Here is a 24,457-nt window from a genome sequence, read left to right on the forward strand (position 1 = left end):
TATAGGAGGGAATCAAGTGGATACGAATGTGTATCAGCATTTCCGAGTAGATGAACGTCCGTTTATTGACTCTGTCGGAGATTGGATCGAACAGGTCCAAAGTCAGTATGCACCTTATCTGACAGAATTTCTTGATCCAAGACAATGTTACATCTTAGAGACCTTGATTCGCCAAAATAGTGACTTGCGTTTTCAATTATACGGTGGCTATGAGCAAGCAGAACGAAAAAGATGCTTGATTTTCCCAGACTACTATGAACCAGTTGACGATGATTTTGAAATGTCGTTATATGAAATCCATTACCCAAGTAAATTTGCCAGTTTGAGTCATGGAAAGATTTTAGGTACACTAGTTGGCACAGGGATTAAACGTTCTTACTTCGGTGATATTATTTCAGATGATGACCGATGGCAAGTTTTCATTGCAGACGAAATCGATCATTTTGTCGTTAATCAAGTGACTAAAATCGGGAAAGTGGCTGTTCGCTTAGAGGAGATCAATTACACAGATATGATCTTGCCAAAAGACAGCTGGACTCAAGAAAGAGGTACGGTCAGTTCACTTAGACTGGATAGTGTGATTTCGGAAATTTATAATATTTCAAGACAGCGTTCAAAGCAGCTGATCGAATCGGGGAAAGTAAAAGTGAATTGGACAGAAAATACAAAACCGGATTTTTTGCTTGAGTTATTAGATATTGTTTCGATCAGAGGATATGGTAGAATACAAATCCAAGACCTTGAGGGGAAAACAAAGAAAGACAAGTGCAGGGTGTTGTTTGGTGTATTACGTAAATAAAACAAGAAGGTGGTTTACTCATGGCTTTAACTCCATTAGATATTCAAAATAAAACATTCCCAACAAAAATGCGGGGATATAATCAAGACGAAGTAGATGATTTCTTAGATTTAGTTGTTCGTGATTACGAAGAAGTAACACAAAGAAATCGTGAGTTAGAAAAAGCAGTGAAGCATTCAGAAGAAAAACTTGAATACTTCAATGAACTGAAAGATGCGTTGAATCAATCGATCATTGTGGCACAAGATACAGCCGACAAAGTAAAAACAAGCGCAAGTAAAGAATCAGAAGTGATCGTGACTTCTGCACAAAATAAAGCAGACGAAATGGTAGCAAACGCTGAAAAACGCGCACACCAATTAACAACGGATGCAGAAGAAAAAGCCCGCCGTATCTTGACAGATGCGACTGAAAAAGCAAGACAATTGGCTACAGAAACAGAAGATTTGAAAAAGAAAACACGTGTATTCCATCAACGAATCAGCTTGATGTTGGAATCACAACTTGAACAAGTGAAAAGTCCAGAATGGGATGAAATCTTACAACCATTCTCGAGTTACGTAACAGACAGCCATGAAGTAATCAAAGAAGTTTTGGCAAAACAGCTTGACAATGAAATTGAAAGTGATGTACACTCTGAAACAGGAGTATACGAGTCTCCAGTGACTGCTTTTGATACGCAAGCAATCGATCTTTCGATCATTCCTGGAGAATACGAAGAAGAGTAGAACAGAAAAGCATTTTGACATTCTTAAAGCGAGCCAATGACAGTGTAAGATTGGTAAGACCCTGCAAAGTGAAAGATCCTCTACTTGCTTTATTTCTGAACGACAGTAAGAAATAGCGGCTGACCTCGTTATCGGTCTTCGAGAGTTACGATTGTAACTAAATTTGGGTGGTACCACGGCATGTTCGTCCCTAGGATGAACATGCTTTTTTGCGTTCTGTAAACTATAGTTAAGGAGTGTTTGTATGAAAATGAAAGAAACCTTGCAACTAGGAAAAACAAGTTTTCCTATGCGTGGGAATTTGCCGAACCGTGAAGGTGAGTGGCAAAAAGAATGGGAAGAAAATCAAATCTATCAACAAAGACAAGCGTTGAATGAAGGCAAACCAAGCTTTATTCTTCATGATGGCCCTCCGTATGCAAACGGAAATATCCATTTAGGGCATTCTTTAAACAAAATCAGTAAAGATATCATCATCCGTTCAAAATCAATGTCTGGTTTTCGTGCGCCGTACGTTCCTGGCTGGGATACGCATGGTTTACCAATCGAGCAAGTATTGACGAACAAAGGAATCAAAAGAAAAGAAATGACGATGGCTGAATACTTGGAAAAATGTCGTGAATACGCCCTTTCACAAGTAGACAAACAACGGGAAGACTTTAAACGTTTAGGTGTTGCTGGTGATTGGGAAAATCCTTATGTCACTTTAGATCCTTCCTATGAAGCTGCACAGATCCGTGTGTTTGGTAAAATGGCTGAAAAAGGGTATATCTACAAAGGATTAAAACCAATTTACTGGTCACCATCTAGTGAATCCTCATTAGCTGAAGCTGAAATTGAATATAAAGATGTCAAATCTCCTTCTATCTATGTCGCTTTCACTGTGAAGGATGGCAAAGGTCTTTTAGAAGAAGATACTGCTTTCGTTATTTGGACAACGACACCATGGACATTGCCAGCTAACCAAGGGATTGCTGTAAACCCAACATTTACGTATGTCTTAGTAGAAGCTGATGGTCGCAAATTTGTTGTTGCCAAAGATTTGATGGAGACGGTGCAACAGGCAATTGGCTGGGAAACAGTCGTAGTCTTAAAAGAATTTGCAGGACAAGAGATGGAATACATGACAGCGTCACATCCATTCTATGATCGTGAATCTTTAGTGATCTTAGGAGATCACGTGACCTTGGATGCAGGTACTGGATTAGTCCACACCGCACCTGGACATGGGGAAGATGACTATATTGCAGGAAATCGTTACAAATTACCTGTTGTTTCTCCCGTTGATTCTAAAGGTGTATTTACGGATGAAGCACCTGGATTTGAAGGGATCTTTTATGACAAAGCAAATCCAATGATCACGGATCTATTACAAGAAAAAGGTGCCTTGTTGAAATTGGATTTCTTCACCCATAGTTACCCACATGACTGGCGTACTAAAAAACCTGTCATTTATCGTGCAACACCACAATGGTTTGCTTCAATCAATGATTTCCGCCAAAACATTCTTGATGAAGTGGAAAAAGTGGATTGGATCATTCCATGGGGAAAAACACGTCTTTACAATATGGTACGTGATCGCGGCGATTGGGTCATCTCACGCCAACGTGCTTGGGGCGTCCCACTACCAATTTTTTATGCTGAAAATGGCGAAGCGATCATTACACCTGAGACTATTGAACATGTCGCTGAATTATTTGCGGCCCATGGCTCAATCATTTGGTTTGAAAAAGAAGCGAAGGACTTACTACCTGAAGGCTTTACGCATCCAGGATCACCAAATGGCGAATTTACGAAAGAAACAGATATCATGGACGTCTGGTTTGATTCAGGTTCTTCTCATGAAGCTGTTTTACGTCAACGCCCTGAGTTATCTTTCCCAGCAGATATGTATCTTGAAGGTTCAGATCAATACCGTGGTTGGTTCAATTCAAGTATCACTACAAGTGTAGCGATCAATGGTGTTGCGCCATACAAATCAGTTTTATCACAAGGCTTCACGTTAGATGGCGAAGGTCGAAAAATGAGTAAATCATTAGGCAATACGATCGTTCCAGATAAAGTGATCAAACAATTTGGTGCGGATATTCTACGTCTATGGGTATCTAGTGTGGACTACGAAGCAGATGTTCGTGTGTCTATGGATATTTTAGGACAAGTTGCTGAAGTTTATCGGAAAATCCGAAATACGATGCGTTTCCTATTAGCAAATACGGATGATTTTGACCCTAAGAAAGATGCAGTAGCGTATGAAGATCGTCGTTCAGTTGATAAATATATGACAGTTCGTTTAAATCAAGTCATCAAAGAAATTCGTGAAGAAGGATATGATAAGTATAACTTTATGCAAATCTATCGCACAGTGATGAATTTCTTAACAGTTGATCTTTCTTCTTTCTATCTTGATTTTGCAAAAGATGTTGTTTATATTGAAGCAGAAAATGATCATCAACGTCGTTGTATGCAAACTGTTTTTTACGAAACAGCTGTTTCATTAACAAAATTATTGACACCAATCATTCCTCATACAACAGAGGAAATCTGGTCATTCTTAAAAGAAGAAGAAGCTTATGTTCAATTAAGTGAGCTACCAGGATATGTTGAATATGCGAACCAAGATGAGTTGTTAGATACATGGGCGGCCTTCATGGATTTTCGTGATAAAGTCTTAAAAGCACTAGAAGAAGCAAGAAATAGTAAATTGATCGGAAAATCATTAGAAGCAAAATTAACGATCTATCCGAATCAACAAGTGAATCAATTATTGACAGCAGTTGCTGCGGACATTCCTCAGTTATTGATCGTCTCACCAGACTACTTTACGATTATGCCAGAAAACACTGAAGCGCCTGAAAATGCTTTAGTCTTTGATGATGTAGCGATTTTAGTCGAAAAAGCAGAAGGTGAAACGTGTGATCGTTGCCGTCAAATCCGTAAAGATGTTGGAACTGATGAAAAATTACCACACTTATGCGGACGTTGCGCACAACTTGTTGAAGAATTTTATCCAGAAGCAGTCGCAGAAGGTTTTGAATAAAAGTTAGTAAAAAACAACCAAACACATTTTGTGTTTGGTTGTTTTTATTACATCAAAGAGTATTTTTAAGCGAATAGCAAGTAATTGGTCACTAATCCAATTTACCGCGTTCACGGTACCAATGATCTGGTTGCCAGATCCATTCGAAACCGTCTTTTTCTAAAAGCTCGAATGCTGCTTCAGGACCCATAGAACCAGCTTTATAATTTGGGAAATCTGGTTGTACTTGATCCCAAACTTGGCGGATCACGTCAACGATATGCCAAGATTGTGCGACTTCTTCCCAATGAGAGAAGTTGGTGCTATCACCGTTCAATGCATCTAACATAAGCTTTTCATACGCTTCAGGACTATTTTCGACCATTTCAGCACTATTGCGATATTCCAGTTTGATTGGATCGGTGGCGAAGCCTTGACCAACTTTTTTTCCATTTAATGTAAATGAAAAACCTTCTGTTGGTTGAATATAGATAGTCAAAACATTTGGTGGTAACGTTGGATCATTACAAGGTTCGTCGATCGATGTTTTAAATACATTGACAGGTACTTGTTTAAAGACAATATTGATTCGTGTACCTTTTTCAGTAAGACGTTTCCCAGTACGTACATAAAACGGTACGCCAGACCAACGGAAATTATCGATCGTAAATTTTCCAGCAACAAATGTTTCAGTTGTCGATTGTGGATCAACGTTGTCTTCTTCACGGTAGCCTTTGAATGTCTGATCATCTAATTGACCTGCAGCATATTGCCCACGTACAAAATTTTCTAAGACTTCTTTTTTTTCATAAATACGAATAGCTTTTAACGCTTTGATTTTTTCTGATCTGATTTCTTTTTCGGAAAAGGCAACAGGCGGTTCCATCGCGAGTAATGCTAACACTTGAAGGATATGATTTTGGACCATGTCTTTTAACGCACCGCTGTGGTCATAGTAGCCGCCACGATCTTCGACACCTAAACTTTCACCAAAAGTGATCTGGATGTTGTCGATGTAACGATTGTTCCATTGAGACTCAAAAATATTATTGGCAAAGCGAATCGCAGAGATATTTTGAATCATTTCTTTACCTAAGTAATGGTCGATACGGAAAATATCGTCTTCTGGAAAGGCTTGTCGAATTTTTTCATTCAATTCAAATGCAGAATGGAAATCAGAACCAAAAGGTTTTTCGATAATCAATCGGTTGAAGCCAGTTTCAGTGATGATTTTCTGAGATTTCAAATGTGAAACGATCGTGCCGAAAAATTGAGGAGCCATAGCTAAATAGTACATTCGATTACCATTCAAGTGGTATTTTTCATCTAAACGATCAGATAATTCTTTTAATGTTTGGTAATGAGAAGAATCATTGACATCATGAGATTGATAATAAAAATGGCTAGCAAATCGTTCGGCTTCTTCGGCAGAAGGATTTAATGTTTCGATTGTTCCTTTAACCACTTCACGATAGTGTTCATCACTCCAAGGACGACGTGCTGTACCGATCACAGCAAAATGTTCACTCAAGTTACCTTTTTTGTATAAACGAAAAAGTGAAGGATACAATTTACGTTGTGCTAAATCTCCTGTACCGCCAAATATAGTAAATAATACGTTTTTTTCATTCATTATTTGGGTAATCTCCTTTACAGTTTATCGACAAAAATTGTGCTGGCGGCTTTAAAGCTGACAGGAATTTTTTTGGTTTTATTTTGGATGGTGATTGGTCCTTCATAGGCCGCTACATCAGTGATTTCATAAGTTTCATCAATATTGACATCGATTGTGACTAAATAGTCTAATAATTCCTTTTCATCAAGGACACGAGCGATCCGAATTTTTGTACCGACTGGATAGGATTCAAGTGTTTGACGACGCTCTTCATGGACAACCTGTTCTTTTTCAGGAATAATGCCTCCGTGAGGACAATGTTTAGGATGATTTAAATAACTTTCTAAATGATCCGCAAGCTGTTCAGAAGTCACATGCTCAAGTACTTCTGCATCGTCATGGACTTCATTCCAGTTGTAATCTAAATGTTCGACTAAAAAAACTTCCCATAATCGATGTTTACGTATCAGGCTACTTGCTTTTATCAGTCCACTATCAGTCAATTGTACACCTTGGTAAGGAGAGTGTTCGACTAGTTTTTCTTTGACGAGTTTAGAAATCATTTCGCTTACTGAAGCAGGTGACACTGCTAGGCTAGAAACGATTTGTTTATTGTTGACTTTAGTTGTGTCACCGCCTAATTCCAGAATGATTTTTAAATAATCTTCTCGGTTTGGTGTCATATGCGATCATCCTTTCATGGTAAGAAACCATCACTTGTAAGTGTAACAAAAAAAACACAAATTGACTATTTTATGAGAAAAAAATAGGACGGAAATGTCGGTTTTTTTTTTCGTATTCAATCGTTCGTCCATCTTTCCAAGTAGTTGTTTGAGATGTGCAGTGATCAAATAGCCACTAGTTGAAAAGTACTTTGATCTTATCATAGCATAATTTGTTCGATCGTTGTGACCTAGAGGAAGTTGCATGGATGAAACTTGTAAAACGAGACAAAGGGTTTAGAAAACAGCAATTTTCTAAACCCTTCGTTTTATTTTTATAAAAAAGAAGTACGTTAATGAAGTAATTGGCAGTGTATCATCTACTAAGCTAGGATAATCATGATTTTTTTGATAACAAATAAGCGGAATCGTTTGCTTCATCGTACAGTAACATGTCGTTGTAAGAAAACGTTAGGTAAAAGCCGTACTGATCTCTAACTATCAATTTTTCGGAAGTAACTTCGACTAATAGTGTTCCTAAAGAACGGTCATCAAGCCAAAAAGAATAATCAGAATGAATGGTCAGTTCATGGTGTGTTTGGCTGGTATCTGTAAATGACCAAGTTCCACAGTATTTATCCAGATGATCGACCTGTGCTTCTTTCTTTTTATGATCGAGTACTTTTTTTCCAGCAAGTGTTGCGATACCGGCAAGTAGGATATAGAGGATTCTTTTTTTCATTTTTTCCACTCCTTTGTCTTCATTTATGATAAAAGCATATTTTGCTTATTGTCCCTTTTCTTATAGTTTACTAAAGAACGTGCATGATTTCTCTAAGACTTTCGACTGGTTTTTCAAGTGTTTTTAGTAAAAATATGGTAGGATACAGTAGTAGGGAGACAGGTGATCACTATTGGAGTACCAAGATGTTGAAATTGCTTACTTCATTGAAAGACCAAATCGCTTTATTTCTTTTTGTTTGAACAAAAAAGGAGAAGTAGTCAAAACCCATGTTAAGAATACAGGTAGAGGCAAAGAGTTATTGCTTCCTGGTGCAGAGGTGGCGTTAGTACACATTCCTGGAACAAAGCGTAAAACTGCGTATGATCTGATTGCTGTTAAAAAAGAGCAGCAGTGGTTCAATATCGATAGTCAGTTACCAAACCGATTAGCGGTTGATGGGATTTTAGATGGGACGATCCACTTACCAAATTTAAATGGTGATATTGTGTTCTACAAACGTGAAGTGACCTTTGGCAAGTCTAAATTCGATATTTATTTAGAAACAAGTTGCGGACAAAAAGCATTTGTAGAAGTCAAAGGGATGACTCTGGAAAACAAAGCAATAGGTGCTTTTCCCGATGCACCGACCATTCGTGGACTTAAACACGTCAATGAATTGATCCGCGCGCATCAAGAAGGCTATGAGGCCTATATTCTTTTTATTGCACAATTTGAACACTTGCATCAAGCAACGATCCATGAGCAGATGCAACCAGAATTAGCCACTGCTTTTCGTTTGGCTCAGCAAGCAGGTGTTCAAGTAATCGTATATAATTGTCAAGTAACAGAAAAACAAGTGGTATTGAAACAAGCAATCCCATTTGACCTAAATACAGTTTTTGAAGATCCTAATTTATAGAAAGAAGGCGTAAAGATGATCCATTTAGGTATAATCGGCACAAATTGGATTACCCATCAATTTGTTCAAGCAGCATTAGCGACACGTAAGTATGAATTAACAGCTGTTTATTCAAGACATTTAGAAAAGGCGCAACAATTTGGCGCAGAATATGAAGGCGATATCGCATTCGCAACAGATTTAACTGTTTTTTTTGAGTTAGAACATATGGATACCGTCTATATTGCTTCGCCAAACAGTTTGCATTTTCAACATGCGAAGCAAGCAATTTTGGCTAGAAAAAATGTAATTGTAGAAAAACCGGCATTTAGTACGCCAAAAGAAATGGAAGAGATCATTCATTTAGCCAATCAAGAGAAAGTCTTTTTCTTTGAAGCCGCGCGAAATATCCATGAAGCTGGGTTTAAAAAAATTGCTGAATTTTTACCTTTGAAAGATGAGATCATTGGCGCGAATTTCAGCTATATGAAATATTCTTCTCGTTATGATCAAGTGTTAGATGGGGAAGAACCGAATATTTTCTCTCCGCGTTTTTCAGGTGGCGCAATGATGGATCTCGGCGTTTACCTCGTTTATGCAGCTGTAGGTTGGTTTGGCAAGCCGCAAGAAGTTCATTATTTCCCTAGAAAAATAGCCACAGGCGTTGATGGATTAGGTTGGGGAATTTTAAGATATGCTACTTTTGATGTGGCGATCCAACCGGGCAAGATCGGTGATTCATATCTACCTTCCGAGATTTATTTTGATAGTGGAACGGTGATCATGAATGGCGTCAATGCAATTGAGCAAGCAGAATACCATGATCGTAACCACGAACAAATTGAAAAATTAGAGATCGTTGCTTCTGAAAATCCAATGAGTGAAGAGGCAGAAGATTTTGCGAATGTGATCATGAACCCTAAAGATCCACAATGGGGATTACAGTATGAAGAATGGGTCGAACTTGCACGAAACGTGAATCAAGTCGTTTATGATTTGCGAATCAGTGGAGGGATCGAATTCGATGCAGATAAAGAGGGAACTGAGTAATGACTGATTTTGTAAAACATTTTCCAACTAATTGGCAAAACAAATGGGAAGAAAAAGGGTTCACTGTCCCATCGTTTATCCAACAAGAAGTATTCACTGACTTAAAAGAAGGTAAAAGCTTGATTGCTGTTTCTCCAACCGGTTCTGGTAAGACCTTAGCTTATCTATGGCCCTTGCTATTGAATGTGAAAAAAGGTGAGGCAAGTACTTTGTTGATCCTTGCTTCTTCTCAAGAATTGGCGATCCAAGTTGCAGAGGTCACTAGAGAATGGGCAAAAGATTTAGCAATCTCTGTCCAATCTGTTGTGGGCGGCGCAAATGTCAAACGCCAAATTGAAGGACTAAAAAAGAAACCGGAAGTATTGGTAGGCACACCAGGTCGTGTATTAGAGTTGATGAAACAAAAAAAAATAAAGGCTCATCAAATCAAAACAATCGTATTTGACGAGGCAGATCAACTTTTTGATGAAGGAAATCGACCATTTATTGATCAAATCGTTCATCAAGCGCCAACGGACTACCAGTTAGCTTTCTTTTCAGCAACAGCCGATCGTTCCATCCAGCAAATCGAATCATTGACAAAACAATCGCTGAAAGTGGTCGACGTTACAAAAATGGATGATTCAAGGAAAGGACTTAGTCACTATTTTATACGTGTCCCTGCTCGAAAAACAGAGGACTATCTAAGACGATTAGCGCATGTGGAAGGTTTCCAAGGTCTTGTTTTTTTCAACCAGTTGAGTGAGTTAGGCATGATGGAAGAAAAAATGAGTTATCGAGGAATCCGCGTGGCGAGTTTAGCATCTGACCAAAACAAGCTATTACGCAAAGCGGCATTGACTCAATTCAAAGAAGGCAAAATCAGCATGTTGTTATCAACGGATGTAGCTGCTCGTGGGCTAGATATCGCTGAACTTCCTTATGTTGTCAATGTCGACGTGCCAATGACAGAAGAAACATATTTGCATCGTGCAGGTAGAACTGGTCGAATGGGGCAACAAGGACAAGTCATCACCTTTGTGAATGAACATACACTAAGAGACTTAAAAAAAATTGCTCGACAAACAGAAACAGAACTCACTGAATTATTTATTTATGGGGGAGGCTTACAGACAGAAGCCCCTGAAAAAGCCCCAATAAAAATGCTCCAAAAAAAGAAAGAATTAGGAAAAAAAGAAGCAAGTGAAACAGTAACAAAAAAAGTTGCTTCTTCTCCGAAAACAAAACACAAAAACAAGCATAAAAAAGATAAAAATAAAGGAGCAAGGCGCAAATAAGCGCCTTTTTGTGTTATTATATTGAAAATGGAAACAGGTCGTTTGGTTAAAGGAGAGTTAGCATGAACGAAAGACAGGAAGAAATCTTGGATTTACTTACGGAAAATCATAAAGGATTGACAGCAACAGATGTTGCGAAGCAATTAGAGATTGATCGTAGTAATGCAAGCCGTTATCTAAGTGATTTATATAAAGCGCATTACATCGTGAAAAGCACTGGCAGACCTGTAGTTTATTCTATGCCTCCCAAAAAAACAGCTTCAGATAAAGTTCATGTGGACGCTTCTACACAAGTCACTTTTGAAACCTTAGTAGGGGAGAATGAATCATTAAAAGTAAGTATCCAACAGGCAAAAGCAGCGATTTTATATCCGCCAAGAGGATTGCATACGATTATTTTTGGGGAGACAGGAACTGGAAAATCGATGTTTGCTGAATGTATGTACCATTTTGCAATCGATTCGGAAATGCTTTCTCCAGATGCCCCCTTTATTTCATTTAATTGTGCGGATTATGCGCAAAACCCACAGTTGTTGTTTGGGCATATCTTTGGAATAAAAAAAGGTGCCTATACAGGTGCAACACAAGATAGCCAAGGTTTGATGGCTAAAGCAGATGGGGGGATCTTATTTTTAGATGAGATCCATCGCTTACCTCCAGAAGGGCAAGAGATGCTCTTCACGTTTATCGACAAAGGGGTTTATCGCCCATTAGGGGAGAGCGCACAAGTCCATGAGGCGTCTGTTCAGATCATCGGAGCAACGACAGAATCATCTGAAAGTTTTTTGACGACATTTAACCGCAGGATACCGATGGCAATCACTTTGCCGAATCTGGCCTCTCGTTCATTAGATGAGCGGTATGAAATCATTTCCTTGTTTATCAAGCAAGAAGCCAATCGCTTGAATCAACGGATCGATATTGAAAAAGAAGCGATTTTAGCTTTTATGCTATACGACGCAGAGGGAAATATCGGGCAAGTAAAACGTGACCTGAAATTAGTCTGTGCGAAGTCATTCCTTCATTATCGTATGCACCAAGAAGAAAAATTAGTCATTCGAAAAGAAGAGTTATCCCTGCAAGTCCAAAAAGGATTATTACGAATCAAAGAAGTCCCTGAACGATTAGATCGCTTCATGGATAGTAAGAGTCAATATTTGACGTTTGAGCCAGGATTCGCTGATGTGGTTTGGTCTAGGGACCCAGAAAGAAACATGCAAGTGTACAATGACATTGAAGAAAAGGTGATGTCGCTTTCTGAATCGGGTGGCGAAAATATTGATCTTGAAGCGTTGATCTCGAAAGATGTCGATGCCTATTTTCAAACGTACGTCAAAGAATTGACGAAAAGTACGATTCCTAAAGATTTACTTCCAGAAGACATCTGGCGTTTGACAAATGAGCTATATGATGTCGCTGAGAAACGATTAGATCGAATCTATAACCAAAAAGCACGCTTTGCGTTTGCCTTACATTTGCAAAGTACATTAGATCGTGTCAAAGATGGTCACATGATCGTTCATCCTGACTTGAATAATATACGAAAGAAGTTCAAAAAAGAATTTCAAGTTGCGATCGATTTATCTACGATCATTGAAGAAGATCAACAAGTAGAGATCCCATTTGATGAAATTGGTTTTATCAGTATGTTTTTATCGATCAATCTCGGAGAAAGTGAGCCAGTCAAAGAAAATAAAGTCGACGTGTTAGTCTTGATGCACGGGCGACAAACTGCTTCAAGTATGTTGGAGATGGCACAAGCTTTACTCGGAACAACGATCGGTCAAGCGTTCAATATGCCATTAGAGATGGAAGTTCAATCCATGTATGAAGAAGTATTGAAATATGTAAAAAATCGTCAAAGCAATTTAACAAATGGCTTGATTCTACTAACTGATATGGGTTCACTGAATACATTCAGCGATTTGATCTATGAAGAGACGGGGATACGTACAAAAGCAATCACGATGACCAGTACCATGATCGTCATCGAAGCAATCCGGATGGCAAATGTTGGTAGAAGCTTAGAAGATATCTACCAAAGTATCCAAATGTCTTTTGAATCGATTGTCAAAGATCAATTTAAAATCGAAAAGCAGGAATTGAACGAACGGAAAAAAGCAGTGATCGTAACTTGTTTTACTGGAGAAGGAGTGGCCGCAAAACTGTATCAACGAATCGTACCCGTTATCAATCAGGATAAAGTTGAAGTGATCCAAATGCAGTTTTTGGAACGTGAATCATTTAAACGCCACATTGATGCGTTATTGGAAGAATATGAGATCAAGGCGATTGCCGGAACTGTTGAGGTAGATTATCAAAATATCCCATTCTTTTCTGCCTATGACGTATTCGATGATGAAAAACTCAATACATTGAAACGCATCGCAGATGACGAAGTTCCGACAGCAAAAATTGTTGATTCATTAAAAGACTCATTGAATGCGATATCATCTGTTGAGCGTTTGATCCAAGCTTTGCAAAAAGCGATCCAACAAATCCAAACAGACTTATCGATCATTGTTGAACCAGGTGTGGATACGGGTATCGTGATCCATGTTGCTTTTTTGATTGATGGTCTGATCAAACATGAAAAATTACGTACATTTGATGATTTCCCGATTTTTGCAAAAATGTATCGCTTAGAAATGGATATTGTTCGAACGAATTTGATCGGGATCGAACGTAAATATGGTGTGAAAATCCCGGAACATGAGATTGCTTTTATCACACAAATGTTTATAGAAAATAAAATAAAAAAATGATTGAAATTACACAGTGTACACACTAACGATTAGTGTGTACACTGTGTTTGCTTGATTAGTGTTATGAAAACGCTATTTTAATTGTTTAGTGTTTGGCATGCTTCTTGCATTATAGTTATAGTGTAAAACCAAATTTAAAGGAGTGGAAAAAATGGAGAAAAAAACAATCATGTTAGTATGTTCTGCAGGAATGAGTACAAGTTTATTAGTAACAAAAATGCAAAAAGCAGCAGAAGAAAAAGGAATGGAAGCAGATATCTTTGCGGTTTCAGCTTCAGATGCTGACAATAACCTTGAATCAAAAAATGTAGATGTTCTATTATTAGGTCCACAAGTTCGCTTTATGAAAGCACAATTTGAACAAAAATTAGCGCCAAAAGGAATTCCATTGGATGTTATCAATATGCAAGATTATGGCATGATGAACGGTGCAAAAGTACTTGAACAAGCTGAAAAATTAATGAAATAATCAATCGTGAAGCTGGAGGTAGAATAGTGGAAGATCAACAAAATCTAGAAGCCATCATGGGATTGATCATGTATGGTGGAAATGCAAAAAGCGATGCAATGGAAGCGATTTCTGCGGCGAAAAAAGGAGATTTTGATTTAGCGGAGCAAAAAATCCGCGATGCTGAAGCCTCTCTGGTAGAAGCGCATCATTCACAAACTCAAATGCTCACGCAAGAAGCACAAGGAAATCATATGCAAGTAACGCTGTTGACTGTGCATAGTCAAGATCACTTGATGACATCGATCGCATTTACAGACCTTGCAAAAGAAATCATTGATTTATATCGTAGAACTTACGTTGAATAACCAAAACACTTCTTTTTTGAACGGAAGAAGAAAAAAATTTTTGAACGGATTTTTTTAATTTGGTATAAGGAGTTTTTCTTTATATAAAAACTTATAGGAGGAAGTAATAATGAATGGATTAACAAGTTGGATGGAAAAATACATCCTTCCAGTTGCCGGAAGAATCGGCGCGCAAAAGCACTTAGTGGCATTGCGTGACGCTTTTATCGGTACGATGCCTGCAACAATGGCTGGATCAGTAGCTGTAATGATCAACGCAATTATTCGTGATTTACCACAGCAATTTATTAGTACGTATGCTGACAGCTTAGCAGCAGACAAAGGTTTTTTTGCTGTATTGAATGTGATCATCGGCATCAATGGGTTCGTTTGGAATGGTACCTTAGCAATCGCCGGACTGATCTTTGCCTTTTCATGGGGATATAATTTAGCCCGTGCATATGGCGTGAATGATTTAGCAGGAGGGATCGTTGGTTTAGCAACACTGATCCAAGGAATCGCTTTTGGCCCGTCATTATCAGCTGCATTGAATGTCAATGTTCCACAAAATGTGGCAGATGCGATCAATGGCTCGGAAATCGGGGCAACGATTGCTGATGGCACTCTATCAGTTGGTTTGTGGGGATGGTTGAAATTAGATCATTTAAACGGTAACGCCTACTTTACAGTAATGATCATGGGCGCGATCTCTGTTATCATTTTCTGTAAGTTGATGCTTGCTAATATCACGATCAAAATGCCTGACTCAGTACCACCGGCAGTTTCTAAAGCATTTGCAGCAATCCTACCAGCAACGATTTCATTATATGTCATCGCTATCATTAATTATGTTGTTGGACGTGTGGCAGATGGTCAACTGATCATTGATTTAGTACAAAAATATATTGCAGAACCTTTCTTGGGCTTATCACAAGGTCTTGGTGCTGTATTGATCGTTACGATCTTCGTTCAGATTTTCTGGTTCTTTGGTATCCATGGTCCGAACGTATTAGCACCAGTATTAGAAGGTATTTGGGGTCAAGCACAATTGATCAACATCGATATCTTCCAAAAGGGTTACAATGGTAAAACAGGAACACCTGCAGTATTAGATGCGATTGAAGATGGTAAAGCGTACATGTGGGTACGTGGCTCATTTGATGCTTTTGCATGGTTTGGTGGGTCAGGTGGAACAATCGTTCTATTGATTGCTATCTTACTATTATCAAAACGTGCTGACTACTTGACTGTAGCAAAACTATCGATTGGACCTGGTATCTTCAATATCAATGAACCAGTCATGTTTGGTTTACCAATCGTCTTGAATGCAATCATGTTTATTCCATTCTTAGTCGCACCAGTTGTTGCGACAACGATTGGTTGGGTGGCAACTTATCTAGGATTAGTCGCACCGGTATCTCAACAAGTGACGTGGGTCGTTCCACCGTTCTTGCTATCGTTCCTTGCAACAGGAGCAGACTGGCGGGCACCGATCGTTACATTAGTATGTATGGTCGTGACCTTCCTGATTTGGGCACCATTTGTGATGTCAGCAAATAAAATGGACCCAGCAGCAGGCGAACCGAAATAAACAGTCGAAGTAGGGGCTATGGGCGATGACGATCCGTCAAATCCCTAGCCCTCGCTTCATTCGAGTAAAACTAAAAGTAATCAATAAAAAAAGAAAAGAGGAAAATAAATGATTTCAATCGCTAGTGCTATGCAACAAGATGCAATCAAAGAGTTGTTAGAAGGATACAACGAAGAAGGCATGACCTTTACTTTCAAAGAAAAACAAGGAATCAAATTATTCTTTGAAACAAGTGCAGAAGATAAAGAAGCAGCTGCCAAAACAGCAAAAGAATTGATCAAAGCCCAACCATGGGGCACAGTATTATATTTCCAAGCAGCAGCAGTCTAAGAAACAAGATAAGGGTGGTTCAAATGATAAAAAATGGATTGTTTTTGTGTAGTATTGGTTCACTGATCATACTATATAGTTTAAATCCGGGAACGCAACAATATGACATTTATAGTATGGTCACTGGATTGTTTTTTGCAGGACTAGGGATTTACTTCTTTTTAAAAGGTAAGAAGAAAGAAGAAGCAAAGGAGAAAAAGAACTAATGGAAATAATTAAAACACTAAATATTCCGGCATCGTTTTTCTATGATAAAGTGATGGATTCTGTTCTTTTCGATGTCCGCAAAGCCACTGGGAAATCAGTGACACGCAAACAATTAAAGAATCTTGAATACGTCAAACAATTCTCTCAAAATAATCGTGCACGCATTATCATTGAGGAAGTCATTGATAACCAATCTTATAAATTTCGTACCTCAACGACTAAAAATGATTTTGTCGTTCATTATCAAATCAAACCAATTGATGAAAAATCGTGTGAAGTCCACTACACGGAACAAATGGAATCACATGGTATGTTGCAGAAAATGAATGATATGATCTTAGGGACGATGTTGATGTATTTTAAAAAGAGACGTTTTAAAAAGATGCTAGGGATGATTGAAGAATCCTATTAAAAGAGGATTGCAAATCAAACCGTCATTCCAAGAGGATAACTAATGATCAAAATGAGAATAAGTTGTGGAAACAACGTTTGGATCAAAAAAACGAAGCGCTAAAAACCAAAATCGTTTGTTCTATTTTGGCTTTTTAGCGCTATTTTTTTAAATCATTTTTTTATGGCAGACTACTTTTTGAAAAGGAATGAAGGTCCGCCTGCTATTCTTATAAAGAAAAAAATAGTACAATTGGTATAGATATTTAAAGGAAGAAGGGGAAGTATGACGAATGTTATAAAAGAATTGGGGAACCAAGCACTAGAAGAAATGTACACTTTAGCAACCTATGCTTTTAATTCACAAGATACAGACGAACGACGTGAACGATTTAAAATGATTGTTGAGAATTCATGGAACTACGGCTTTTTAGATCCAGAGGGCCATTTGACAAGTCAAGTAATGGCCACACCTTTTTCAGTGGATTTCTATGGAAAAAACTACTTGATGGCTGGAATCGGCTACGTTGCTTCCTATCCTGAAGCACGAGGACAGGGCGGTATCAATCGGATCATGGAAAAAATCCTTGAAGACTGTCGAGAAAGAAATGTCACGCTGTCTTATCTAGCACCATTTTCTTATCCTTTTTATCGTCGCTATGGGTATGAACAATTATTTGACCGGATCAGCTATGAACTGGCGAGCCGTGATTTCCCAGCAGTAAAGAAAACGACAGGCTTTATGAAACGGACAACCTTTGAGGAATCGGTGGATGCCATACAATCCATTTATACAAATATGCCGGAGAGTAGCCGAGGCGGTTTGGTACGAGAAGAATGGTGGTATTCTTACAAGTTCAAGCAACGAAAAGAGAATCATTATGCACTGTATTACGACCGTGAGGGAAATGCTACAGGATATGTCGTTTATAAATTAGCCGCCCCTACGTTTGTAGTCGTCGAAATGGGTTATCTAAATCATGAAGCATTGAAAGGCTTGATGCGTTTTATTGGTTCACATAGTGGCGCATTTGATTCGTTTGAATATACATGTGGTTTTTCTGGCTATAGCAAAAATTATTTATTGGATAATCCATATGCTAAAACCACGATCACACCTTATATGATGGGGAGAATCGTAGATATTGAGAAATTTATGCAGACTTATCCATTCCGACATGCAATCAATTTTTCTATTCAAGTGACGGAAGATCCGTATGCAAAATGGAACGAAGGATTTTTTGATATTTCTTATGTCGATGGAGTACTTGAGGTGAAGAAAGTCCAACAGACAGAATTACCTGTGGTCAGTGGAACGATTCAAAGTATGACACAATTATTATTAGGATATCAAACAGTTGAAGCGCTTGATTTCCATGAAAAAATCAAAGTAGAAGGCGCTTTGGTGGCTGAACTTAGTCAAGCACTGCCTAGCCAACAACCAATTCTCAATGATTATTTCTGAGTGAAGACAATCAGATGATAGGAGGATCATAGAAATGGAAGAAATGACATATTGTCAAAGTTGTGGGATGCCACTTGATTCAGTTGAGGTTTTAGGGACAAATAAAAACAATAGCAAGAGTGAAGAATATTGCATTTACTGCTACAAAGATGGCGCATTTTTAACTGATTGTACAATGGATGAAATGATTGAAGAGAGTGTCAAGCACATGAGTGAATCAGGCATGCTGAAAGAACAAGGCAAGACAAAGGAAGAAGCGCGTGAATTCATGCATCACTTTTTCCCAGATTTAAAAAGGTGGAAACATCAATAAAGTTTATGCCAATGGCAAAAATACCTACCACCTCATTATCGAATAAATGACTTCGCAGAATGTATTCGGTGATAAGGTGAAAAATTAGATTTTACTTTTGTCGATATTTTTTTGCAAAAGAGCAGAGATATAATAGGAAATTGTGACCGGAATCATCTCAGGATTCCTAAAACTAAATAAACAGTGTTCATAAGAAATAAGCCCGCCCCCCAAAATACAAGAACCAATTTCTGGGGAGCAGGCTTATTTCTCGGAGCTGAACATCACTATCACAAACTCGTGATAAGTTCTAAGACGTTCCTGACTGGAATCGAACCAGCGACCTATCGCTTAGGAGGCGATCGCTCTATCCTACTGAGCTACAGGAACAAGCATCAATACTATTATTTTAGCGCTTTGAAGGCATACATGCAAGCTGATTTTAGAGCAAAACGTTTCCAATAAAGGAATCCTGAGTGGTAGAATGATGGTGATAAAGGGGGTTTTGATTATGTCTGATAAGCCAAAAGAAGAAGTAATTGCAGAACGTTTAGATGAAGCAAAAAGAGAACGTGAAGAAATTACGAAAGAGGCAATCCACAAACACGAAGAAGAAAAACCTGTAGAAAAAGAAAGTCGCAAATTTACGTTTACTAAAAAAGAAGATTTATTATAAGCATATCTGTGGAATAACAAAAAAAGATCTGGGAATCTCAGATCTTTTTTTGTTTTATTATTACGCCCAGTCGCCATTTCTGAAGATCGGTACGCGTGAGCCATCTTCGCGGATGCCATCAATATCCATTTTATCTGAACCAACCATGAAGTCCACGTGCGTCTGGCTTCGATTCAAGCCTGCAGCTGCCAATTCTTCATCGGTCATTTCTGTTCCACCTTGCACACTAAACGCATAGGCTGAACCAAGTGCTAAATGGTTTGAAGCATTTTCGTCGAATAATGTGTTATAGAAGATGATACCAGATTGTGAAATCGGTGAAGGATCAGGAACTAGAGCAACTTCGCCTAAACGACGTGCACCTTCATCGGTATCTAGTAGTTTTGCTAAGACTTCTTGTCCTTGTTCCGCTGAAAAATCAACGACTTTGCCGTCTTTAAAAGTAAATTTCATTCCAGTAATGGTCGTTCCTGCATAACTTAAAGGTTTCGTACTTGAGATATATCCATCAACGCGATGACTATCAGGTGCTGTGAAGACTTCTTCTGTTGGCATGTTTGCCATGAATTTTTCATCACGAGCATTATAGCTTCCAGCGCCTTCCCACAAGTGATTTTTCGGCAAGCCAATTACGATATCTGTCCCTGGGGCAGTATAATGTAAAGCTGTAAATTGTTCCTTGTTCAATTCTTCTGCTTTTGTCGCTAATTTTTCATCGTGATTTTTCCAAGCAATTACAGGATCAGATTCATAAATGCGTGTCGTTTTGAAAATCTCATCCCACAATGCGTCGACTTGTTCTTCCTCTGGTAGATCAGGGAATACTTTTGCTGCCCACTGTTTCCCAGCAGCTGCGACAACTGTCCAACTTACTTTGTTTGATTGTGTCGCTTTTCTTAGATTCATCAATGCTTTTCCAACTGCTGATTGATAAGTGGCTACACGATCATTGTCGACTCCTGCGAATGCGTCTGGATCAGAAGAAACAACGCTGATTCTGCTCGCACCTTTTTCAATCCAATCATCTGCTTGATCGATTTTATATTGTGGAACTGTAGTGATTCGATCATCTGCTGCGTGAGTCAAGAATTCTTTTTGAATGATATCGTCTGTCCATTGAACGATCACCTCATCTGCGCCTAATTGATAAGCCTCTTTCGTGATCAATCGGGCTAATTCCGCTTGCTCTACATTGATTTGTAAGACTACTGTGTGCCCTTTCGATACATTGACCCCTGTTTCTGCAATTAAACGGGCGTATTTTTTTAAATTAACATTAAAATCAGCTAACATAATTAAATTCCTCCTCATCATATTTTTTGTAATTCCTCATTGTATGATAACATTTTATTAGAAGTGAAACAAATAAACATCTGATAAAATAATCATTTGTTTTTAATTAGAAAACAGAAAAAAGCATTGATATCCGAGTATAATGACAGAAAAATTTGTAAAAAATAAAAAAACAAGTTTTGCTTATTGAAAAAAAATGGTACAATAGTATTAATCAATGGTGGAAGCGTTATAAAAAATTTCAAGGAGATTAGAAAATTATGGCAAGAAAAAAAACGATAACAAAGGAGCAGATTTTGGCAGCCGCCTATGAAGTTGCTGCCAATGAAGGATTTTCAAAATTCACTGCGAGAAACATTGCAAATAAAATGAACTGTTCTACTCAACCAATCTATTTAGAGTTTAAAAATATGGATGATTTGAAACACGCGCTATTTGAGCAAATCTACGATTATCTAAAATACGAAGTCTTTCCTGTAGAACATACCGGCAATACGATTGTCGATCTAGCGTTGAATTACATCCATTTCGCAAATCGTGAAAAGAAATTATATAGCTCACTTTACTTGGAAGAGTATGGCGGCGGAAGAGAGATGCAAAATTTCTCCTATAATTACTTTATGGACGTAGTGAAAGAAGATCCAAAATACATGGACTTGTCAGATGATAAACTAGTCTCGCTTCACAATGGGACTTGGATCATTGCAACAGGTATCGCAGCTTTGATGTCATCGAATATCATCCATCCGACGGATACACAAATCGAAAAGATGATCCAAGACAGCATCAATGCCATTTTAAGCTTAAAAGATCCGATTGAAGTAGACTGATCTGCTTATTTGAAAAATTGATCGACCCCATTTGATAGTAATGCCTTGATTTACAAAACGTAATGCTTCTAAACAAAAAGAAGGATGTGGTAAACACATCCTTCTTTTTGTGATTAAGATAACATGGATACAAGAGATTTTGCGAACGCTTCAAGATTTTCAATATCTTCTTCCTCAGCGTTTAAATCAACTTTCACACTTTCGGCACCTTTAACAGCACCAGTTTTTGCAAAGGCAGCATCAAAATCGTCCACTGACTTACAAAACTCATCATAGAAAGTATCTCCAGATCCACACACTCCGTAGATTTTTCCAGGTAATTCAAGTTCTTGTAAGTCCTCATAGAAATCAACGATTTCGTCCGGTAGATCACCGTCATCGTATGTATAAGTAGCAACTACGCAAATATCTGCTTCTTGAAAGTCTTCTGCATCTACTTGTGTGCATTCATTGATTTCAACATCGATATCCATATTTTCCAGAGCCTCTGCAACAATATCGGCGATTTCTTCCGTGTTACCAGTCATACTTGCATAAACGATTTTTGCTAAAGCCATAAGGCGCCTCCTAAATTTTAATGAATAGCATTTCAACAACTACCAATTATACCAAAAGTTTGAGAAAAAGGAAGCGAGATTTATAAAGGTACTATGGGATTTGGCTAAATACTTCCTACTATGTTAAAATAAAAAGGATTTGTAAAAAGGAGACGAGAATAGATGATAACATTAAAATCAGCACGTGAGATCGAAGCAATGGCAGAGTCTGGTGCATTATTAGCAGATGTCCATAAAAATCTGCGAGACTTCATTAAACCAGGAGTAACTAGTTGGGATATCGAAGTATTTGTGCGTAATTATATTGAAAGTCATGGCGGAGTCGCTGCCCAAATTGGATTTGAAGGATACGAATATGCGACATGTATCAGCATCAATGATGAGATCTGTCATGGGTTTCCCCGAAAAAAACCACTTAAAAGTGGTGACTTAGTGAAAGTAGATATGTGTATCGACTTAAAAGGCGGAATCTCTGATTCTTGTTGGGCATATGTGGTCGGTGAATCCACACCTGAAATTGATCGATTGATGGAAGTGACAAAAAAAGCACTATATATCGGCATTGAGCAAGCACAAGTTGGTAATCGTATTGGGGATATTGGTCATGCAATCCAAACGTACGTCGAAGGAGAAAATCTAGGAATCGTACGAGACTTTGTTGGACATGGGGTAGGACCAACGATCCATGAAGAACCAACTATTCCTCACTATGGTGAACCTGGCAAAGGGCTAAGATTAAAAGAAGGTATGGTCATTACGATCGAGCCAATGGTCAATACAGGAACATGGAAAATGAAAATGGACCCAAATGGTTGGACAGCGTATACCAGAGATGGTGGGTTATCTTGCCAATATGAACACACATTGGCTATCACTAAAGATGGTCCAAAAATCTTGACTTCTCAAGGTGAGGAAGGAACTTATTAAGTTCTTCTTTCCGTGAACAGTTTTCAAACTGTTTGATTAACTAGAGAAAGTTGTGGATGACTTTCTTCTTCAAATAATGGATAAAAGTTGTAGGAAAGCTAGTAACTAAGATAGTAGGGTGGCAATTGGAAAAATATGTCTATTATTTTCTGGTTTGCCACCCTTTTCCTCAGTGTTATTAGCTTTTTTTTACAACCTAGATAAACGGTGTTCAAGAAGCAACACTTCAATAATAAGTAAAAAAAATCCAAAATGAAAAAGCCATTTTCGATTTTTCTGCCTTATTACTCAGTGTAGACCGCTTCTTTCACAACCTTGATAAACGGTGTACGAAAAGTTGACCTTCAACATTAAGCTAAAAAATCAAAAAATATGGGGAGCTATTTTCTGATTTTCTATCTTACTGCTCAGGTCAAAGCGCTTTTCTCACAACCTATGATAAACGGTGTTCAAAAGCCAACTCCTACGATATTAAGAGCAACATCGAAAAAATATGAGAAGCTATTTTCTCGATGTTGCTCTTAATACTTGGAGCTAAGCGGCTTTTTCACAACCTTGAACAGGAGATTACTATGAATATTTTGAATAAAATAAAACAACATAAGAATTTAATGCGTTTTATTGAGACGACGCAAAAGAGGATCGTTGATTCTGAAATGGGAACGACTTCAGTAGTTGTGGCTTATTATTTACTCTTATCTTTGTTTCCATTGATTATTGCGCTTGGAAATATTCTACCGTATCTTCAAATCGATCAAGAAACTGTCTTGACTTATATTCGCCAAGTGATTCCTGAAACGATCTATCAGTTTATTGGACCGGCGGTAAAAAATTTGTTGACACAAAGTTCTGGTAGTTTGTTGTCATTGTCAGCTATTGCAGCTTTATGGTCAGCTAGTCAGAGTATCAATGCATTACAGATTGCCATGAATAAAGCGTATGGAGTTGAAAATAGAGAAAATTTCATCATTGTCCGTTTCTTTTCCTTAATAGTTATCATCTTGTTCATGATTGCGATTAGTGGTGTCACTTTAGTACTTGGATTAGGACAAATGATTTTAGAGGCGATTCAACCGATCTTTAAAATACCTGTAAACTTTATTGACCAATTCCAAACATTGAAATGGCCGATTACTTTGGTGGCTTTATTTGTGATCATGTTTATGATTTATTGGATTGTACCAAATGCGCAATTGAAATTTAAAGCAGTGATTCCTGGTGCTGTATTTGCAACGACTGGTTGGATGTTGTTGTCACAAGTTTTTGGGATTTATGCTCGTTATTTTGCAACGCGTGTGAGCGGTTATCAAATCATCGGAAGTTTTATCGTTTTGATGCTTTGGTTAAACTTTGCTGCGACGATCATTATTCTTGGTGGAATCATCAATGCTGTTGTGCAAGAGTACATAACAGGAAACGAAATAAAAGAACGAAGAAGCATCACATCAACATGGCTTGGTAAACTAAAAAATAAATTTTCTCAAAAAAAGAATTAGAAACACGAGTTCTTATTGTAAAATAGCGACAGTGTTTTATAATTATTAATGACTCTTTAAATAAAGTAGGTGCC

At 38.0% G+C, this 24,457-nt stretch carries 24 protein-coding genes and 1 tRNA gene; 19 read left to right on the plus strand and 6 right to left on the minus strand.

All coding sequences use genetic code 11. The features are described 5' to 3' along the window. The first annotated feature begins 16 nt into the window (after positions 1–16). From I2F89_RS04960 to ileS, 3 genes are all read left to right on the plus strand, one after another. Positions 17–799, plus strand: a complete 783-nt coding sequence (locus tag I2F89_RS04960) for an RNA-binding protein (RefSeq protein WP_065095675.1) — start codon at positions 17–19, stop codon at positions 797–799. Positions 800–819: 20 nt separating this feature from the next. Next, positions 820–1,527 carry a DivIVA domain-containing protein gene (locus tag I2F89_RS04965; protein WP_019722916.1) on the plus strand — a complete coding sequence of 236 codons (708 nt, stop codon included), beginning with the start codon at positions 820–822 and terminating at the stop codon, positions 1,525–1,527. A gap of 244 nt (positions 1,528–1,771) precedes the next feature. Continuing rightward, complete coding sequence (gene ileS / locus I2F89_RS04970; protein ID WP_074800193.1) at positions 1,772–4,564, plus strand: isoleucine--tRNA ligase; 2,793 nt, start codon at positions 1,772–1,774, stop codon at positions 4,562–4,564. A gap of 91 nt (positions 4,565–4,655) precedes the next feature. Here ileS and zwf read toward each other — a convergent pair whose 3' ends face one another. The 3 genes from zwf to I2F89_RS04985 all read right to left on the minus strand — a co-directional run bounded on the left by zwf (position 4,656) and on the right by I2F89_RS04985 (position 7,562). Next, positions 4,656–6,179 (minus strand): glucose-6-phosphate dehydrogenase, encoded by a 1,524-nt coding sequence (zwf, locus tag I2F89_RS04975; RefSeq protein WP_176285305.1) that lies wholly within the window; start codon positions 6,177–6,179, stop codon positions 4,656–4,658. Between the two features lie 14 nt (positions 6,180–6,193). Beyond that, a complete protein-coding gene (locus tag I2F89_RS04980; RefSeq protein WP_071865938.1) occupies positions 6,194–6,841 on the minus strand; it encodes a metal-dependent transcriptional regulator in 648 nt (215 codons plus the stop codon). A 376-nt stretch (positions 6,842–7,217) separates the two neighbouring features. Further along, positions 7,218–7,562 (minus strand): DUF4828 domain-containing protein, encoded by a 345-nt coding sequence (locus tag I2F89_RS04985; RefSeq protein WP_071865939.1) that lies wholly within the window; start codon positions 7,560–7,562, stop codon positions 7,218–7,220. Positions 7,563–7,734: 172 nt separating this feature from the next. Here I2F89_RS04985 and sfsA point away from each other — a divergent pair, with 172 nt between their 5' ends. From sfsA to I2F89_RS05045, 12 genes are all read left to right on the plus strand, one after another. Next, a complete protein-coding gene (sfsA, locus tag I2F89_RS04990) occupies positions 7,735–8,463 on the plus strand; it encodes a DNA/RNA nuclease SfsA (RefSeq protein ID WP_071865940.1) in 729 nt (242 codons plus the stop codon). Positions 8,464–8,478: 15 nt separating this feature from the next. Next, positions 8,479–9,492 carry a Gfo/Idh/MocA family protein gene (locus I2F89_RS04995; protein WP_195513660.1) on the plus strand — a complete coding sequence of 338 codons (1,014 nt, stop codon included), beginning with the start codon at positions 8,479–8,481 and terminating at the stop codon, positions 9,490–9,492. After that, complete coding sequence (locus I2F89_RS05000; protein WP_195513662.1) at positions 9,492–10,769, plus strand: DEAD/DEAH box helicase; 1,278 nt, start codon at positions 9,492–9,494, stop codon at positions 10,767–10,769. Before I2F89_RS04995 ends, I2F89_RS05000 begins: the two co-directional genes overlap by 1 nt. 62 nt (positions 10,770–10,831) lie before the next feature. Beyond that, positions 10,832–13,534 carry a sigma 54-interacting transcriptional regulator gene (locus I2F89_RS05005; RefSeq protein WP_071865943.1) on the plus strand — a complete coding sequence of 901 codons (2,703 nt, stop codon included), beginning with the start codon at positions 10,832–10,834 and terminating at the stop codon, positions 13,532–13,534. A 151-nt stretch (positions 13,535–13,685) separates the two neighbouring features. Continuing rightward, positions 13,686–14,003: a PTS sugar transporter subunit IIB gene (locus tag I2F89_RS05010; protein ID WP_010735963.1), complete on the plus strand. Its 318-nt coding sequence runs from the start codon at positions 13,686–13,688 to the stop codon at positions 14,001–14,003. 26 nt (positions 14,004–14,029) lie between these two features. Beyond that, positions 14,030–14,350 (plus strand): PTS lactose/cellobiose transporter subunit IIA, encoded by a 321-nt coding sequence (locus I2F89_RS05015; RefSeq protein ID WP_010735962.1) that lies wholly within the window; start codon positions 14,030–14,032, stop codon positions 14,348–14,350. Positions 14,351–14,459: 109 nt separating this feature from the next. Further along, a complete protein-coding gene (locus tag I2F89_RS05020) occupies positions 14,460–15,920 on the plus strand; it encodes a PTS sugar transporter subunit IIC (protein WP_071865944.1) in 1,461 nt (486 codons plus the stop codon). Between the two features lie 108 nt (positions 15,921–16,028). Then, complete coding sequence (locus I2F89_RS05025) at positions 16,029–16,250, plus strand: hypothetical protein (RefSeq protein WP_010735960.1); 222 nt, start codon at positions 16,029–16,031, stop codon at positions 16,248–16,250. A 23-nt stretch (positions 16,251–16,273) separates the two neighbouring features. After that, entirely contained in the window at positions 16,274–16,456 is a 183-nt protein-coding gene (locus I2F89_RS05030; RefSeq protein ID WP_010735959.1) for a DUF3188 domain-containing protein, read from the plus strand. Beyond that, complete coding sequence (locus tag I2F89_RS05035) at positions 16,456–16,869, plus strand: DUF3284 domain-containing protein (protein ID WP_010735958.1); 414 nt, start codon at positions 16,456–16,458, stop codon at positions 16,867–16,869. The genes I2F89_RS05030 and I2F89_RS05035 overlap by 1 nt, the downstream gene beginning before the upstream one ends. A 264-nt stretch (positions 16,870–17,133) precedes the next feature. After that, entirely contained in the window at positions 17,134–18,312 is a 1,179-nt protein-coding gene (locus I2F89_RS05040; protein ID WP_195513664.1) for a GNAT family N-acetyltransferase, read from the plus strand. Between the two features lie 34 nt (positions 18,313–18,346). Next, the gene (locus I2F89_RS05045; RefSeq protein ID WP_071865946.1) at positions 18,347–18,625 is read left to right on the plus strand and encodes a zinc ribbon domain-containing protein; all 279 of its coding nucleotides are present in this window, start codon (positions 18,347–18,349) and stop codon (positions 18,623–18,625) included. A 295-nt stretch (positions 18,626–18,920) separates the two neighbouring features. On the opposite strand, the gene I2F89_RS05050 is transcribed toward I2F89_RS05045, so the two are convergent. After that, a tRNA-Arg gene (locus I2F89_RS05050) sits at positions 18,921–18,994 on the minus strand. 121 nt (positions 18,995–19,115) lie between these two features. Between I2F89_RS05050 and I2F89_RS05055 the strand changes: the two genes are divergently transcribed. Then, a complete protein-coding gene (locus I2F89_RS05055) occupies positions 19,116–19,280 on the plus strand; it encodes a hypothetical protein (RefSeq protein ID WP_169823209.1) in 165 nt (54 codons plus the stop codon). Positions 19,281–19,340: 60 nt separating this feature from the next. Here I2F89_RS05055 and I2F89_RS05060 read toward each other — a convergent pair whose 3' ends face one another. Then, positions 19,341–20,573 (minus strand): aminopeptidase, encoded by a 1,233-nt coding sequence (locus tag I2F89_RS05060; protein ID WP_071865947.1) that lies wholly within the window; start codon positions 20,571–20,573, stop codon positions 19,341–19,343. A gap of 260 nt (positions 20,574–20,833) precedes the next feature. Here I2F89_RS05060 and I2F89_RS05065 point away from each other — a divergent pair, with 260 nt between their 5' ends. After that, entirely contained in the window at positions 20,834–21,403 is a 570-nt protein-coding gene (locus I2F89_RS05065) for a TetR/AcrR family transcriptional regulator (protein WP_010735953.1), read from the plus strand. A gap of 113 nt (positions 21,404–21,516) precedes the next feature. Here I2F89_RS05065 and I2F89_RS05070 read toward each other — a convergent pair whose 3' ends face one another. Continuing rightward, the gene (locus I2F89_RS05070; RefSeq protein ID WP_010735952.1) at positions 21,517–21,960 is read right to left on the minus strand and encodes a flavodoxin; all 444 of its coding nucleotides are present in this window, start codon (positions 21,958–21,960) and stop codon (positions 21,517–21,519) included. Positions 21,961–22,122: 162 nt separating this feature from the next. Here I2F89_RS05070 and map point away from each other — a divergent pair, with 162 nt between their 5' ends. Next, positions 22,123–22,887, plus strand: coding sequence for a type I methionyl aminopeptidase (gene map / locus I2F89_RS05075; RefSeq protein WP_071865948.1), 765 nt, complete (start codon positions 22,123–22,125; stop codon positions 22,885–22,887). A gap of 572 nt (positions 22,888–23,459) precedes the next feature. Beyond that, on the plus strand, positions 23,460–24,383 hold the full coding sequence (locus tag I2F89_RS05080) for a YihY/virulence factor BrkB family protein (protein WP_010735950.1): 924 nt from the start codon (positions 23,460–23,462) through the stop codon (positions 24,381–24,383). Positions 24,384–24,457: the final 74 nt, after the last annotated feature.

The sequence above is a fragment of the Enterococcus sp. 1001283B150225_161107_E12 genome, assembly GCF_015556925.1.
GTDB lineage: Bacteria > Bacillota > Bacilli > Lactobacillales > Enterococcaceae > Enterococcus_B > Enterococcus_B mundtii.

Coding starts and splice junctions, on each gene's coding strand:
- I2F89_RS04965 (WP_019722916.1), top strand. CDS start 820: ATGGCTTTAACTCCATTAGATATTCAAAATAAAACATTCCCAACAAAA.
- ileS (WP_074800193.1), top strand. CDS start 1,772: ATGAAAATGAAAGAAACCTTGCAACTAGGAAAAACAAGTTTTCCTATG.
- I2F89_RS04980 (WP_071865938.1), bottom strand. CDS start 6,841: ATGACACCAAACCGAGAAGATTATTTAAAAATCATTCTGGAATTAGGC.
- I2F89_RS04985 (WP_071865939.1), bottom strand. CDS start 7,562: ATGAAAAAAAGAATCCTCTATATCCTACTTGCCGGTATCGCAACACTT.
- I2F89_RS04995 (WP_195513660.1), top strand. CDS start 8,479: ATGATCCATTTAGGTATAATCGGCACAAATTGGATTACCCATCAATTT.
- I2F89_RS05000 (WP_195513662.1), top strand. CDS start 9,492: ATGACTGATTTTGTAAAACATTTTCCAACTAATTGGCAAAACAAATGG.
- I2F89_RS05005 (WP_071865943.1), top strand. CDS start 10,832: ATGAACGAAAGACAGGAAGAAATCTTGGATTTACTTACGGAAAATCAT.
- I2F89_RS05010 (WP_010735963.1), top strand. CDS start 13,686: ATGGAGAAAAAAACAATCATGTTAGTATGTTCTGCAGGAATGAGTACA.
- I2F89_RS05020 (WP_071865944.1), top strand. CDS start 14,460: ATGAATGGATTAACAAGTTGGATGGAAAAATACATCCTTCCAGTTGCC.
- I2F89_RS05025 (WP_010735960.1), top strand. CDS start 16,029: ATGATTTCAATCGCTAGTGCTATGCAACAAGATGCAATCAAAGAGTTG.
- I2F89_RS05030 (WP_010735959.1), top strand. CDS start 16,274: ATGATAAAAAATGGATTGTTTTTGTGTAGTATTGGTTCACTGATCATA.
- I2F89_RS05035 (WP_010735958.1), top strand. CDS start 16,456: ATGGAAATAATTAAAACACTAAATATTCCGGCATCGTTTTTCTATGAT.
- I2F89_RS05040 (WP_195513664.1), top strand. CDS start 17,134: ATGACGAATGTTATAAAAGAATTGGGGAACCAAGCACTAGAAGAAATG.
- I2F89_RS05045 (WP_071865946.1), top strand. CDS start 18,347: ATGGAAGAAATGACATATTGTCAAAGTTGTGGGATGCCACTTGATTCA.
- I2F89_RS05055 (WP_169823209.1), top strand. CDS start 19,116: ATGTCTGATAAGCCAAAAGAAGAAGTAATTGCAGAACGTTTAGATGAA.
- I2F89_RS05060 (WP_071865947.1), bottom strand. CDS start 20,573: ATGTTAGCTGATTTTAATGTTAATTTAAAAAAATACGCCCGTTTAATT.
- I2F89_RS05065 (WP_010735953.1), top strand. CDS start 20,834: ATGGCAAGAAAAAAAACGATAACAAAGGAGCAGATTTTGGCAGCCGCC.
- I2F89_RS05070 (WP_010735952.1), bottom strand. CDS start 21,960: ATGGCTTTAGCAAAAATCGTTTATGCAAGTATGACTGGTAACACGGAA.
- map (WP_071865948.1), top strand. CDS start 22,123: ATGATAACATTAAAATCAGCACGTGAGATCGAAGCAATGGCAGAGTCT.
- I2F89_RS05080 (WP_010735950.1), top strand. CDS start 23,460: ATGAATATTTTGAATAAAATAAAACAACATAAGAATTTAATGCGTTTT.